Below are 14,065 nucleotides of genomic sequence, written 5' to 3'. Positions count from 1 at the left end.
AAACAAATAAGTTTCTGCGTATCTTTGAGTAAAAAGCAGTCTTGAAAATTTTTCTATCCCTATTTATTTTTCTTTGCATACAAATGTCGTACTCACAAGAGTATATTTTGGCGAAGCAATATTTGAATGATGGCGAATTTGAAAAAGCTGTAGTGTATTTTGAAAAACTAGTAAAGCAAAATCCTTATCGCAACGATTATTCTGAGGATTTAATTACCTGTTATCAGCAACTAGAACGCTATGACGACGCAGAGAAAGTACTTATCCAAAAATTAGAAAGCAAAAAATCGCACCCCGTTTTAATTGTAGATCTGGGGTATAATTACACCTTGCAAAAGGAAGACAGTAAGGCTGCAGAAATGTATGAACAAGCACTAGCAGTGATCCCTAAAAATCCCAATTTTGCCTTTAGTATTGGTTCAAGGTTTCAGAAATATACGTTACTAGACTATTCGGAGAAGGCTTTTTTAAGCGGAATGGAAGCGAGTCCGGAGTTAGATTTCAATTTCCCATTGGCTAAAATTTACGGAGAACAAGGGAAAATTGAAGAGATGTATTTGGCCTTTATCAACCTTCTAAAAAACGGTAGTACTTCTATGTCTAGCGTTTTAAGAAATATAGATGACTTTGTTACAGAAGACGCGCAAGCCGAAAATAACATCCTATTTAAAAAGCTCTTATTAAAAAACGCACAAAAAGATCCCGATACGCTTTGGAATCAATTATTGAGTTGGCTATTTGTGCGTCAGTTACAATACAGAAGTGCCTTTACACAGGAAAAGGCAATCTACAAAAGATCTGAAGACAGTTCTTTATCACGGATACAAGATTTAGGAAAACTTGCTTTAGCACATAAAGATTATGAAACTGCAGCTGCTATATTTGACTTTATTATATCCAATACTAGCAATAGCGAGTATAAATTAGATGCCGAATTACATAAAATAGACATTGAACTTCTAGAGGCCGATGACAAAAAACTGAATGAACTAGAAGCTTTGTTTGAAAAAATGATAGAAGAATATGGGTTTAAAAGTAACACGCTACAATTACAAATTGCCTATGCTAACTTTCTAACCTTTCAGAAAAACAATCCAGAAAGAGCTATTGCTATCCTTAAAAAAAGCTTAGAACTCCCTTTAAATACGTATGGCAAAGCCTATTTAAAGATGGCCTTAGGAGATATCTTAGTGTACGACCAGAAATTTAATCAAGCCCTGATCTATTTTTCTCAGATTCAACAAGAATTAAAGAATGATGTATTAGCTCAAAATGCTCGTTTTAAGGTTGCCCAAACTAGTTTTTATAAGGGAGATTTTGAATGGGCACTGACGCAATTAAAAGTACTTCGCAGTTCTACATCGCAACTTATTGCCAATGATGCCATGCAATTGAGTTTATTAATTTCTGATAACTCTTTAGAAGATTCTACCCAAACTGCTTTGAAAATTTATGCAAAGGCCGACTTACTAGCCTATCAGAATAAAAATAAAGAAGCCATTGCTACACTAGAAACAATTCTAAAAGATCATAAAGGCGAAAAGATTGAAGATGAAGCTTTGCTAAAACAGGCCCAGCTCTTAGAGAAAATGAATGATTTTGATACTGCAAAATTCAACTATCAAAAAATAATTGAATTTTATGGAAACGATATTTTAGCTGATGACTCCTATTTTGCTATTGCACAATTGTATGAAAATCAATTTAACGACATTGAGAAAGCCAAAGAAAGCTACGAAAAAATTATATACAACTACCAAGACAGTTATTACTTTCCGCAAGCCAGAAAAAACTATAGGCGCTTACGTGGTGATGCCCTTGAATGATGGTTTAGGGATGAAAAAAATGCAATCAAAATCATTTTATAGTCCTCTAAATAGCCCAAAAACATTCTAAATCACTTAAAAACAAGTTTAAAATAAAAATGCTCCCATACATGTATTTGTGGGTGTACTATTTAACTTCTACCTTTGTTGCCAATACTTTACACTTAATAACAAAATCCTAATGTACATATACAACGTTACTTCAAACATAGACGAATCAATACATGAACAATGGCTTGGTTGGATGAAAGAAAATCATATTCCTGATATGATGGCAACGGGAAAATTTAGCGCTGCAAAATTATGTCGCGTTTTAATAAAAGAAGAAATGGGAGGCGTTACGTATTCCGTACAATACACCACAAGCTCAAAAGATGAGCTTGAAAAATATTACAAAGAAGACGCCCCTCGATTAAGGCAAGAAGCCATGAAACTTTTCGCAGATAAAATTTTAGCTTTTAGAACGGAACTAGAAATTATTAGTGAACACTAAAGCCTATCTTTCTCTTACGATATAGCCGTTTATCATGAGCTTGCGGAAGAAATCTAAAAGGCCGTAGAGATACTTTAAATAGGCAATGTTTTCTAAAGAAAATAGAACCAAAAGGTATCCGTCATTAAAAAATACGTTAGTTGAAGGTGTTGTTTCCTAAATTACAACTGAAGAATTATCGCAATAAGACGATTGTAAAGGTTAGGAATACCAAAAAACTTGGGTAACATTCACTGCTAGCAAAAATGCTTGGTGTGCTATAAATCCCAAATAAAAGTCTAAAAAAATGGCTCAGAAAGAATATAAAAAAAATAAAGCAATGTTTAATGCCCAAAAAGGGTCTAAACAAAATAGTCCGGTAAAAGCCAAAAAACATTTAGGACAACACTTTTTAAAAGACGAAGATATTGCAAAACAAATAGCAGAAACACTAACATTTAAAGGGTATAAAAACGCTATTGAAATAGGGCCTGGAACTGGTGTACTTACAAAATATATCTTAGAACAAGACGTTAATTTGGTCGCCATGGATTTAGATTCAGAATCTATTGTCTACTTAAATGATAGTTTCCTTTTAGAACACCCTAAATTTATTAGCCGAAAACAAGAGTTTAAAGTCATTGAGGCCGATTTTTTAAAATATGATGTTACCACTTTATTCGGCGATGAGCAGTTTGCGATTACGGGTAATTTCCCTTACAATATCTCTACACAAATTGTATTTAAACTATTAGAAATACGAGATTTAGTTCCGGAATTCTCAGGAATGTTTCAGAAAGAAGTTGCGCAACGCATTTGCGAAAAAGAAGGCAGCAAAACCTACGGAATTATGTCCGTTTTGGTACAAGCGTTTTTTGAAGCTGAATATTTATTTACAGTTCCTCCTACCGTTTTTAATCCTCCTCCAAAAGTAGAATCTGGTGTCTTACGATTAACGCGTAAAGAAAATCAAACCCTGGATTGTAATGAAAAATCGCTTTATAGAGTCGTAAAAGCCGCTTTTGGCCAGCGTAGAAAAACACTTCGTAACAGTTTAAAAACTTTTAACCTTTCTGATAGTCTAAGAGAAGACGTTATCTTTGACAAGAGACCAGAGCAACTATCGGTTACTGATTTTATTTCACTTACAAACAAAATTGACAATGATACCGTTTAAACTCACCGAAGAGCTAATCACCGACATTGAGAACTTTATCGAAACTAAAGACAATAGTGCACTACTATCGCTTTTAGAAGACATTCACTATGCCGATATTGCTGAGATCATCAATGAGTTAAATGAGGATGAAGCAACCTTCATTATTAAGCTTTTAGATAGTGATAAAACATCTGACATTCTTACGGAATTAGATGATGATGTTCGTGAAAATATTTTAGGGAATTTATCTGCCAAAGAAATTGCAGAAGAATTAGACGAACTAGATACCGATGATGCCGCAGATATTGTTGGCGAACTCCCAAAGGAGATGGTTCAGCAAGTAATCTCTGAGATTGAAGACAGAGAGCATGCTAAAGATATTGTGGATCTTCTTCGTTTTGATGAAAATTCTGCCGGAGGTTTAATGGCAAAAGAGTTAGTAAAAGTAAATGAAAACTGGAATGTACTTACTTGCGTTAAAGAAATGCGTGTGCAAGCAGAAAATGTTACCCGTGTACATTCTATTTATGTAGTGGATGATGAAGGTAAATTAAAAGGCCGCTTGTCTTTAAAAGATTTACTTACCACGTCTACAAAAACACACATTAAAGACGTCTACATCGCAAAAGTAGATTATGTAAATGTGAATGAAAAACCGGAAGAAGTAGCCAGAATCATGTCTAAATATGATTTAGAAGCTATTCCTGTTATTGATGAAATAGGCCGCTTAGTGGGCCGTATTACTATTGATGATATTGTAGATGTCATCAGAGAAGAAGCAGAAAAAGATTACCAAATGGCCGCGGGTATTTCTCAAGATGTAGAAGCCGATGATAGTATTTGGGAATTAACTAAAGCGCGTTGGCCTTGGTTATTAATAGGTATGATGGGCGGTATTGGTGCCGCAAGTATTATTAGTGGCTTTCAAGAAGCATTGACCAAATTTCCTGTTTTATTAATTTTTATTCCTTTAATGCAAGCTACCGCGGGTAATGTAGGTGTACAATCCTCTGCTATTGTAGTACAAGGTTTGGCTAACGATACTATTAAAGGAGCTATTTGGGGTAGACTTGGTAAAGAATTACTTTTAGGTTTAGTGAATGGTCTTGCTCTTGCTTTTGTTTTTCTCTTAATCAGCCATTTCGGATTTAAAACTTCGTATTTAGAGTCCATTGCTATTGGTATTGCCCTTGTCACCGTAGTAGTAAACGCAGCGGTAATTGGGACATTTATCCCTATTTTTCTAAATAAACGAGGAATTGATCCAGCCATTGCTACAGGTCCTTTTATAACGACCAGCAATGATGTTTTAGGAATACTTATCTATTTTTCCATAGCAAAGGCTATTCTCGGATTTTAAAGCCTAACAACTGGTTAAGTATCAGGTAATCAACTAATATTGCAAGAAATTTATACAAATAGCATTATTTATTAAATCTTTAATAAATACTATTGAAAAAAGTTGTAATCTTTGCGCAATAATTGCTTGCCTTATGATAAGAAATATAGAAAATATTGAATTAGAGTTCTTAACCATTGACGATTATCAAGCGCTGAAATCTGCAATGATTGAAACGTATCCCAATATGGAAAATGCCTATTGGAAAGAAAGTCTAATTCAGAAATTGATAAACGATTTCCCACAAGGTCAAGTCGTTATAAAAGTTAATGGAAATTTAGCAGGTTGCGCACTATCACTACGTGTAGATTATGCAGAATTTGATAGACCACATACCTACCGGGAAGTTACCGGTAACTACACCTTTAATACCTTAAAAAAAGATGGAGACGTACTTTACGGTATAGAAGTCTTTATTAAGTCTGAATTTAGAGGTTTACGTTTAGGAAGACGTTTGTATGATTATCGCAAGGAGCTATGCGAAAGAGAAAACCTAAGAGGGATCATTTTCGGCGGAAGAATTCCTAATTACCACAAATACTCAGATGATCTTTCTCCTAAACAATATATAGAAAGTGTGAGACGTAAAGAAATCCATGATCCTGTTTTAAACTTTCAGATTTCTAATGATTTCCACCCTTCTAAAATCATGAAAGGCTACCTTGAAGGAGATGCACAGTCTAATGAATATGCTGTTCTTTTAGAATGGGATAATATCTATTATCAAAAAACAAATACAAAGGCTGCAACGAATAAAAAGGTAATCCGCTTAGGACTGATTCAATGGCAGATGCGGAGCTATAAAAATCTAGAAGATTTAATGCAGCAGGCAGAATTTTTTATTGATTCTGTTTCTGGATATCGCTCAGATTTCGCCTTATTTCCAGAGTTTTTTAATGCCCCTTTGATGGCCGAAAATAACCACCTAAAAGAATCTGATGCCATCAGAGAACTAGCAAAACACACTGCCGAAATTGTTAAAAAATTCTCGGAATTGGCTATAACTTATAACATCAACATTATTACAGGTAGCATGCCTGAATTTAAAGATGACCGTCTCTACAATGCAGGGTATTTATGCAAAAGAGATGGAACAACAGAGCGTTATGAAAAATTGCACGTAACACCAGACGAAGCTAAAGTATGGGGCATGCAAGGAGGTTCTGAAATACGTACTTTCGATACCGATTGTGGTAAAATTGGCATCCTTATTTGTTATGATGTTGAGTTCCCTGAACTAAGCAGACTTCTTGCCGATGATGGTATGGATATATTATTCGTTCCTTTTTTAACAGATACTCAAAATGGATATTCACGAGTTCGCCATTGTGCACAAGCAAGAGCTATTGAGAATGAGTGCTATGTGGCAATAGCCGGTAGCGTAGGAAATTTACCTAAAGTAAATAACATGGACATCCAATATGCACAATCAATGGTATTTACCCCTTGTGATTTTTCTTTCCCTGCCAACGGTATCAAAGCGGAAGCCACACCAAATACAGAGATGATATTAATTTGTGACGTAGATATTGATTTACTTAGAGAACTCAACCAATTTGGTAGTGTGAAAAATTTAAAGGATCGTAGAAAAGATTTGTTTGAATTGAAGAAAAAATAGAGTGCATTAATTACATTACCATAAGTGTGTTGTAAAAAATAAGCAGTGCAAATAGCCGAATTATATCTGAACATTCAGATTTAATTCGGCTATTATTGTTACCCATAAGTCGAAAAATTCCCTTTTAACAAAGCCAAAACTATTGTATATTGTAATTCGAACCAATTTTGCCCACTAACAATTCCAGATTATTAATGATACAATTAGAGGATAATAAAAAAAATGCTGTCGACTTCTACAAAATGGCGTACGAAGGCAATCCTAAGACTGCTATTGAAAAGTATGTAGATAAAGAATACATTCAACACAATCACAAGGTAGCTAATGGAACAGAAGGCTTTATAAGTTACTTTGAAAGAATGCAAAATGAATACCCCGAAAAATCTATAGAATTAATTAAAGTTATTGCTCAGGACCATTTAGTTGCATTACATTCACACCAAATTTGGCCTGATAATGATGAATACGTTATGATGGATTTTTTCAGGTTTGACGAAAAAAATAAAATTTGCAAACATTGAGATACTATTCAACAAATTCCTAAAACTTCAGAGAATCCAAATAAAATGTACTAATTTATCGTTACATAATGAAGTACTAGGTTTTAGAATACACTCATTTAAAATCAAAAAAAAACCTAATTCTTACGGCAGTTGCTGAATACTGCTAGACACATTTTTACAAAACTGATTACTAAAAATATAACCAAAAATTAAGAATGCGCGTATTACATTTAGATAAGAATCACCCCCTAATCATTGAGCAATTTAATGAATTAGGATTTGTAAATGACGAAGATTATACGTCTACCAAAGAGCAAATAGCAGCAAAAATACACCTGTATGATGGCATTATCATCCGTAGCAGATTTAGCCTTGATCATACTTTTTTAGAAAAGGCTACCCACCTAAAATTTATAGGACGTCTGGGTGCGGGACTAGAAAATATTGATACTGATTATACTAAGGATAAAAAAATATTCTTAGCTGCTGCCCCTGAAGGCAATAGAAATGCCGTAGGAGAACATACTTTAGGAATGCTATTATCTCTTTTCAATAACTTAAATAAAGCAGACCAAGAGGTAAGACATGGAAAATGGGATAGAGAAGGAAATCGTGGGATAGAATTAGACGGTAAAACTGTTGGAATTATTGGCTACGGAAATATGGGAAAAGCATTTGCTAAAAAACTTAGAGGTTTTGATGTAGAAGTGCTTTGCTACGATATTAGAGGTGGTATCGATGATGAAAATGCACGCCAAGTAGGCATTATGGAACTTAAGCAAAAAAGTGATGTTATTAGTCTTCATGTTCCACAAACGGCAAGTACGATAAACATGATTAACAAAGAATTTATCGATGGTTTCAGTAAAAATATTTGGATTTTGAATACCGCTAGAGGTAAGTGTATTGTAACGCAAGATTTAGTGGAGGCCTTAAAAAGTAAAAAAGTTCTAGGTGCAGGATTGGATGTTTTAGAATACGAAAAAGCATCTTTTGAAAACATGTTTACAGAGAACGAATTACCGGAAGCTTTTAGCTATTTAATCAAAGCTCAAAATGTATTATTAACACCACATATTGGTGGTTGGACTGTAGAGTCTAAAATAAAACTAGCACAAACGGTTGTAGATAAAATTAAGGCAAAATTTAGCGTTTAGATTGTTTTAGAAACAAAATTTCTAGACCTATATGTACTATTAGCAAGAGAACATACTAGAGTGAAGCTCTAAAAAACACATAAGAATGAAAAATAGAGTTACAGGTTTAGGTGGATTTTTTTTCAAAACAAAAAACCCAGATGCCATTAAAAAATGGTACAACAACCATTTGGGATTAAACACAGATCAATACGGCTGCACTTTTTGGTGGAAAGATAAAGAAGGCAAAGATTGCAGTACGCAATGGAGCCCAATGAATCAAGACACGGACTATTACGAACCTAGTACATCATCATTTATGATGAATTTCAGGGTAGAAAATTTAGTAGAATTGCTTGCAGTTTTGAAAGAAGAGGGCGTAACCATTGTAGGTGAAATTCAAGAATTTGAATATGGAAAATTTGGATGGATTCTTGATCCAGACGGAAATAAAATAGAACTCTGGGAACCAAAAGACGCCGCATTTCTTTGATTTAGAAATTATTGCTACATTTAGACTAGTTTAATAACAAATAACAATTCAACCAATGTCAGAAGAACAAAAAGATTTAGGGGACAAAGCAGAAGATGCTTTCGACAATACAAAAGAGACCACAAACGATTTTGCAGATGATGCAAAAAAAACTGTAAATGAATTTTCTGAAGGTGCAAAAGAAGCATTTAGCGGTGCTAGTGGTGACAACAAGAAAGTTCTTGCCGGATTGCTTGCAATATTTCTTGGTTCATTCGGTATTCATAAATTTATATTAGGATACCAAAAGGAAGGAATTATTTTATTAGGAGCAGCTGTAATAGGAATGGCTACTTCGTGTATCGGGATTGGGTTTTTTATATTATCTGCCCTTTGGATAGTGGGTATTATCGAAGGAATTATCTATCTAACAAAATCTGATGAAGAATTCTACAATACCTACCAAGTAGGAAGAAAGCCTTGGTTCTAAACAGCCATGAATCATAAAAATAAAAAAAGCCAAATCTTACGATTTGGCTTTTTTAGTAGTATTAAAAAATCTTAACTCTCTGGCTCATTAGTTGTTAAATCTTGCCCTGCAGCCATTTTACGTTCTAACTCTGCCTGAAACTCTTCCATTACAGGTCTAACAGTATCCTCTGGTAAATCGGCTATCTTTATATACATCAATCCGTCTACTGAATTATTAAACAATGGATCAACATTAAAAGCGACAACCTTAGCGTTCTGCTTTATGTATTTTTTTATCAAAACAGGTAGTCGCAAACTCCCTGGTTCTACTTCATCAATTAACTTATCAAACTTATTTAAATCGGCCTGAGTTTCGTCAAAAACAAACTCTTTATCAGCATCCTTTAGTTTTACCTTAAATTCTTTTTTCGGTCTAATGTATTGTGCTACATAAGGATCCCAGTAATTAGATTTCATAAATTCAATCATAAGAGATTTTGAAAAGTTTGAAAACTGATTGCTAATACTTACACCTCCTATTAAATACTTATACTCAGGAAAACGCAGTGTGGTATGGACAATCCCTTTCCAAAGTAAAAACAATGGCATAGGTTTTTGCTGGTATTCTTTTACAATATAAGCTCTACCCATTTCTATAGACTCGCTCATCATTGCATAAAGCTCTGGCTCTACCCTGAACAAATCCTGCAGATAAAATCCATCTATCCCATACGTTTTAAAAATTTCACGTCCTAAGCCCATTCTATATGCTCCAACAATGGCCTTTTCTTGTTCATCCCATAAAAATAAATGGTGATAATACGTATCAAACGGATCAAGATCAATAGCTTTATTAGTTCCTTCCCCAATTGCTCTAAAGGTAACCTCTCGTTGTCTCCCAATCTCTTGTAAAATATTAGGCATGTCATTTTCTACCGCCAAGAAAACTTCATAATTTCTACTTTGTAATAATCTACAGCCCTTTTCTCTAAGTTTTAAGATTTCTTCTTCTATTATTTCTGGACTAATAGCCGAAGCAATTTTTCGAGGCGCTTTTGGTAGTTTTAATGACGTTGGTATTTGTTCCCGAATTCGCTCTGTCAAACCTTCCTTTTCGTAGGCATTAGAAAGCATATATGTTTTTCTGCGCAGTAAGTCTGTATACTCCTCTAAGCTCCCTTGTTCTTTCTGTGCTTTAACAGATATAGGTTGCCCTATTCTAATTTTTATTGGTCGGTTTCTTTGACTAAAAACTTCTGAAGGTATTTTCGCTGTTCTAAAGACACCATTTAATTTAGCCAAACGATAAAATAGTCGGCTATTTCTAGCATGAAAATAGATTGGAACAACAGGAACCTCCGCTCTTCTAATTAGTTTTAAAGCCGCCGGTTCCCAAGGTTTATCAACAAGCAGTTTACCGTCTCTTAAAGTGGAAACTTCCCCCGCTGGAAAAACACATAATGGATGTCCGTCTTTCAAATGTTGCAATGCCGTTTTAAATCCGGCCAAACTACTTCTAACATCTTTTCGAGATTCAAAAGGGTTCACAGGAATTATAAACGGAACAATTGGCTCCATACGCTGTAATAGAAAATTTGTCATGATTTTAAAATCAGGACGATATTCTGCCATCAACTTTATTAAAATAATCCCATCGATTGCGCCAAGTGGATGATTGGACACCGTTACAAAAGCTCCCTCTTTAGGTAATCTTTTAAAATCCTCTTCAGGAATGTTAAAATCTATTTCAAAATAATCTATTATAGCCTCTGCATAAGCCTTGCCTTCTAAATGCTTAATGGTATCATAAAAACGATTGATACCTGATATTCTAGTTACTTTCATAAGAACCCATCCTACAAAAGTTCCCAAAAAGCCATATTTATCAATCTTTATTGCTTGCGCAACTTCCTTCGCGGTTACTAAACCCATAGTGTCTTACCCATTTTCCTGTATGCTAATATAGGAAAATCGTTACTTGACTTTTACCTTTTAATTTCTTTTTTAAAAAAAGTTCCCTTTTATAGAAGTTTAGTATTGACAATCAAAAGATTACTTAACGACTAACTGTACCGTTTCTTTACCGCGTTGTTCCAATAGAATTTCTTTACCATTTTGTAAAGATGTAATGGATTCTGTATCAAAATGACGAATAGTATATAAGGAAACATCTTCTTGATGATTTACTTTAAACTTTCTTTTTAATATTTCTAACAACTCATTCAACCTGCCATATTTATTTTCTACACAAACTGAAAAACTAATTGCAGAATTCTGGATAAGATCAACCTTCATTTTATGATCATGCAACAACTTAAAGAGTTCACTAATGCTATCTTCTACAATAAATGAAAAATCTAAAGATGATAACTTCATTAAAACTTGATTCTTTTTCACAATAAAACAAGGCACTTTTGGCTCAATACCCACACCTTTACCTACTGTAGTCCCAGCATTTTTAGGCTCTAAAAAAGATTTTACAAGTAAAGGAATTTCTTTTCTTTGTAAAGGCTGTAATGTTTTAGGATGAATTACAGAAGCACCATAAAAAGCCAACTCAATAGCTTCTCTATATGATATTTGATTTAACAATTGTGCATTATCAAAATATCTTGGATCGGCATTTAATACCCCTGGAACATCTTTCCATATTGTTACAGCAGTAGCGTTCAAACAGTATGCTAATATCGCCGCAGAATAATCGGACCCCTCTCTACCCAATGTAGTTGTAAAGTTATTATCATCACTACCAATAAACCCTTGTGTGATATACAATTTGCTTTTATCGATCCCTTTTGTAATATTTTCTTGAGTCTTGTCCCAGTTAATGGCTGCATCTCTGTAATTATCATTCGTTTTAATATAATCACGAACATCTAACCAAGTATTGTTTATACCTACCTCATTTAAATAAGCACTTAAAATTGTGGTAGAAACTAATTCGCCGTATCCTATTACTTGATCATAAACAAAACTATGTTTTGGCGATTTATTCCAAGCTAAAAAACCCTGAACTTCATCGAACAAATCTTTAATTTGCTTAAAAATTGGGTGTTTGTCATTTTCAAACAGATCCATTAGAATATCATTATGATACTTAAGAACCTCTTGTATAGCAGAAGCAACTTCTGTTTTATCTCTGAAATAACTCGTGACAACCGTTTCCATTGCATTGGTTGTTTTACCCATTGCAGAAACCACAACTAAAGTATGTTCATACCCTACCTGCTCTAAAACACTCACTAGATTTTTTACACCATTTGCATCTTTTACAGACGCTCCTCCAAATTTAAAAATTCTCATATATTAGCAATATAATTTTTAATACCATTTTCATCTAATTGAACCACGTCCCAATCGCGCATCACATTTGCACCTTTACTTTCATAAAATTTAATCGCAGGTTCGTTCCAATCTATAACTTCCCAATTTATTCGTTTAACACCCAAACCATGACCGTACTTTACCACTTCATTTAATAATGCAGTTCCCATTCCTGTTCCCCGCATAGACGCTGTAACTATTAAATCTTCTAAATGAATAATAGGTCCCTTCCATGTAGAATATCTATTATACACTAATGCCATTCCTTTAATTTCACTACCAACTTCTGCAACGAAACAATGAAATAATATTTTAGACCCAAAACCGTCGCGAATTAAATCTTCAAGGGTCACTTCTACAGCATTTTCTTCCTTTTCAAAGATGGCAAGTTCGTTTATCAAGGATAAAACTTGATTCATGTCTTCTTTTTTTGCTTCTCTTATTGAAAATTTCATTCCCTTTTTTTTTAGATTTTAATAATCATAAGCTAGATTTATTTCTCCATTCTCAATATGAAGCCTAACTCGCTTTTTATTGTTACAAATATAACATGAAGTTACAAATTTAAAAAGTATAAATTAAACGAAAACGTTGTAGTTTCACAAAAAAGACGATATTTGTAGGGAAATAAACACTACAATCATGACCAAACAATACAAAACTCTAGGAGAGTTTATTATTGAAAATCAAGACTCTTTTAAGTATTCTTCTGGGGAATTATCTAGACTATTAAACGGATTAAGATTAGCAGCTAAAGTTGTAAATCATGAAGTTAACAAAGCTGGATTAGTTGACATTCTTGGAGAAGCGGGAGATCAAAACATTCAAGGGGAAAATCAGCAAAAACTAGACGTTCTTGCTAATGAAAAGTTTATCCAAACCCTAAAAAAAAGGGAAATTGTTTGTGGCATCGCTTCTGAGGAAGAAGATGATTTTATAAGCATCAACAGTTTTGATAATCAGCATCAGAATAAATATATCGTATTGATAGATCCGCTAGATGGTTCTTCCAATATTGATGTAAATGTCTCTGTTGGAACTATTTTTTCTATTTACAGACGTATTACGCCTGTAGGAACTCCTGTTACAATCGAAGATTTCCTTCAACCAGGTGTTAATCAAATTGCGGCTGGTTATATTATTTACGGAACATCAACCATGCTAGTATATACTACTGGAGATGGTGTAAACGGATTTACTTTAAACCCAGCTTTAGGAACATTTTATCTATCGCATCCAAACATGAGATATCCTGATACAGGAAAAATATATTCTGTAAACGAAGGAAACTATGTTCATTTTCCACAAGGCGTAAAAGATTATATCAAATATTGCCAAAAAGAAGAAGAAGATAGGCCTTATACCTCTCGTTACATTGGATCATTAGTTTCCGATTTTCATAGAAACATGATCAAAGGTGGAATTTATATGTACCCGAAAAGCAGTGTTGCTACGGATGGCAAATTACGCTTATTGTATGAATGCAACCCTATGGCTTTTATTGCAGAACAAGCGAATGGTTTAGCGAGTGATGGAAAAAATAGAATTATGGAAATTGATCCTGTAGAACTTCATCAACGTGTGCCTTTCTTTTGTGGTAGCCGAAAAATGGTTGAAAAAGCAGAGGAGTTTATAAAAATTGCGAATGCATAATTCAATAATTAACATATAAAAAAAGGGGCTAA

Annotated in this window: 13 protein-coding genes; 10 read left to right on the top strand and 3 right to left on the bottom strand. The window is 33.9% G+C overall.

Annotated features, from left to right (window positions below; translation table 11 throughout):
• Window positions 1-83 precede the first annotated feature (83 nt).
• The 9 genes from GQR94_RS10030 to GQR94_RS09990 all read left to right on the top strand — a co-directional run bounded on the left by GQR94_RS10030 (window position 84) and on the right by GQR94_RS09990 (window position 9,075).
• A complete protein-coding gene (locus GQR94_RS10030; RefSeq protein ID WP_199271557.1) occupies window positions 84-1,826 on the top strand; it encodes a tetratricopeptide repeat protein in 1,743 nt (580 codons plus the stop codon).
• A gap of 181 nt (window positions 1,827-2,007) precedes the next feature.
• Window positions 2,008-2,319 (top strand): DUF4286 family protein, encoded by a 312-nt coding sequence (locus tag GQR94_RS10025; RefSeq protein ID WP_158975374.1) that lies wholly within the window; start codon window positions 2,008-2,010, stop codon window positions 2,317-2,319.
• Window positions 2,320-2,605: 286 nt separating this feature from the next.
• Window positions 2,606-3,475, top strand: coding sequence for a 16S rRNA (adenine(1518)-N(6)/adenine(1519)-N(6))-dimethyltransferase RsmA (rsmA, locus tag GQR94_RS10020; protein ID WP_158975373.1), 870 nt, complete (start codon window positions 2,606-2,608; stop codon window positions 3,473-3,475).
• Window positions 3,462-4,817 (top strand): magnesium transporter, encoded by a 1,356-nt coding sequence (gene mgtE / locus GQR94_RS10015; protein ID WP_158975372.1) that lies wholly within the window; start codon window positions 3,462-3,464, stop codon window positions 4,815-4,817. Before rsmA ends, mgtE begins: the two co-directional genes overlap by 14 nt.
• 133 nt (window positions 4,818-4,950) lie before the next feature.
• Entirely contained in the window at window positions 4,951-6,474 is a 1,524-nt protein-coding gene (locus tag GQR94_RS10010; RefSeq protein ID WP_158975371.1) for a carbon-nitrogen hydrolase family protein, read from the top strand.
• Window positions 6,475-6,668: 194 nt separating this feature from the next.
• The gene (locus GQR94_RS10005; RefSeq protein ID WP_158975370.1) at window positions 6,669-6,995 is read left to right on the top strand and encodes a nuclear transport factor 2 family protein; all 327 of its coding nucleotides are present in this window, start codon (window positions 6,669-6,671) and stop codon (window positions 6,993-6,995) included.
• Window positions 6,996-7,192: 197 nt separating this feature from the next.
• Complete coding sequence (locus tag GQR94_RS10000) at window positions 7,193-8,134, top strand: 2-hydroxyacid dehydrogenase (protein ID WP_158975369.1); 942 nt, start codon at window positions 7,193-7,195, stop codon at window positions 8,132-8,134.
• 85 nt (window positions 8,135-8,219) lie between these two features.
• Entirely contained in the window at window positions 8,220-8,606 is a 387-nt protein-coding gene (locus tag GQR94_RS09995; protein WP_158975368.1) for a VOC family protein, read from the top strand.
• Window positions 8,607-8,661: 55 nt separating this feature from the next.
• Entirely contained in the window at window positions 8,662-9,075 is a 414-nt protein-coding gene (locus GQR94_RS09990) for a TM2 domain-containing protein (RefSeq protein WP_158975367.1), read from the top strand.
• Between the two features lie 71 nt (window positions 9,076-9,146).
• On the opposite strand, the gene GQR94_RS09985 is transcribed toward GQR94_RS09990, so the two are convergent.
• The 3 genes from GQR94_RS09985 to GQR94_RS09975 form a co-directional block, all read right to left on the bottom strand.
• A complete protein-coding gene (locus tag GQR94_RS09985) occupies window positions 9,147-10,988 on the bottom strand; it encodes a lysophospholipid acyltransferase family protein (protein WP_158975366.1) in 1,842 nt (613 codons plus the stop codon).
• Window positions 10,989-11,108: 120 nt separating this feature from the next.
• A complete protein-coding gene (locus GQR94_RS09980) occupies window positions 11,109-12,359 on the bottom strand; it encodes an aspartate kinase (protein ID WP_158975365.1) in 1,251 nt (416 codons plus the stop codon).
• Complete coding sequence (locus tag GQR94_RS09975; protein WP_158975364.1) at window positions 12,356-12,835, bottom strand: GNAT family N-acetyltransferase; 480 nt, start codon at window positions 12,833-12,835, stop codon at window positions 12,356-12,358. Before GQR94_RS09975 ends, GQR94_RS09980 begins: the two co-directional genes overlap by 4 nt.
• A gap of 187 nt (window positions 12,836-13,022) precedes the next feature.
• On the opposite strand from GQR94_RS09975, the gene fbp reads away from it, so the two are divergent.
• Window positions 13,023-14,033 (top strand): class 1 fructose-bisphosphatase, encoded by a 1,011-nt coding sequence (gene fbp / locus GQR94_RS09970; protein WP_158975363.1) that lies wholly within the window; start codon window positions 13,023-13,025, stop codon window positions 14,031-14,033.
• Window positions 14,034-14,065 lie beyond the last annotated feature (32 nt).

It is taken from the genome of Cellulophaga sp. L1A9 (genome assembly GCF_009797025.1).
Taxonomy (GTDB): Bacteria; Bacteroidota; Bacteroidia; order Flavobacteriales; family Flavobacteriaceae; genus Cellulophaga.
This window is presented reverse-complemented; position numbering and strand designations above follow the sequence as displayed.

What these genes read in the sequence shown, in the direction of transcription:
- GQR94_RS10030 (WP_199271557.1), top strand. Translation starts at nt 84, where the DNA reads ATGTCGTACTCACAAGAGTATATTTTGGCGAAGCAATATTTGAATGAT.
- GQR94_RS10025 (WP_158975374.1), top strand. Translation starts at nt 2,008, where the DNA reads ATGTACATATACAACGTTACTTCAAACATAGACGAATCAATACATGAA.
- rsmA (WP_158975373.1), top strand. Translation starts at nt 2,606, where the DNA reads ATGGCTCAGAAAGAATATAAAAAAAATAAAGCAATGTTTAATGCCCAA.
- mgtE (WP_158975372.1), top strand. Translation starts at nt 3,462, where the DNA reads ATGATACCGTTTAAACTCACCGAAGAGCTAATCACCGACATTGAGAAC.
- GQR94_RS10010 (WP_158975371.1), top strand. Translation starts at nt 4,951, where the DNA reads ATGATAAGAAATATAGAAAATATTGAATTAGAGTTCTTAACCATTGAC.
- GQR94_RS10005 (WP_158975370.1), top strand. Translation starts at nt 6,669, where the DNA reads ATGATACAATTAGAGGATAATAAAAAAAATGCTGTCGACTTCTACAAA.
- GQR94_RS10000 (WP_158975369.1), top strand. Translation starts at nt 7,193, where the DNA reads ATGCGCGTATTACATTTAGATAAGAATCACCCCCTAATCATTGAGCAA.
- GQR94_RS09995 (WP_158975368.1), top strand. Translation starts at nt 8,220, where the DNA reads ATGAAAAATAGAGTTACAGGTTTAGGTGGATTTTTTTTCAAAACAAAA.
- GQR94_RS09990 (WP_158975367.1), top strand. Translation starts at nt 8,662, where the DNA reads ATGTCAGAAGAACAAAAAGATTTAGGGGACAAAGCAGAAGATGCTTTC.
- GQR94_RS09985 (WP_158975366.1), bottom strand. Translation starts at nt 10,988, where the DNA reads ATGGGTTTAGTAACCGCGAAGGAAGTTGCGCAAGCAATAAAGATTGAT.
- GQR94_RS09980 (WP_158975365.1), bottom strand. Translation starts at nt 12,359, where the DNA reads ATGAGAATTTTTAAATTTGGAGGAGCGTCTGTAAAAGATGCAAATGGT.
- GQR94_RS09975 (WP_158975364.1), bottom strand. Translation starts at nt 12,835, where the DNA reads ATGAAATTTTCAATAAGAGAAGCAAAAAAAGAAGACATGAATCAAGTT.
- fbp (WP_158975363.1), top strand. Translation starts at nt 13,023, where the DNA reads ATGACCAAACAATACAAAACTCTAGGAGAGTTTATTATTGAAAATCAA.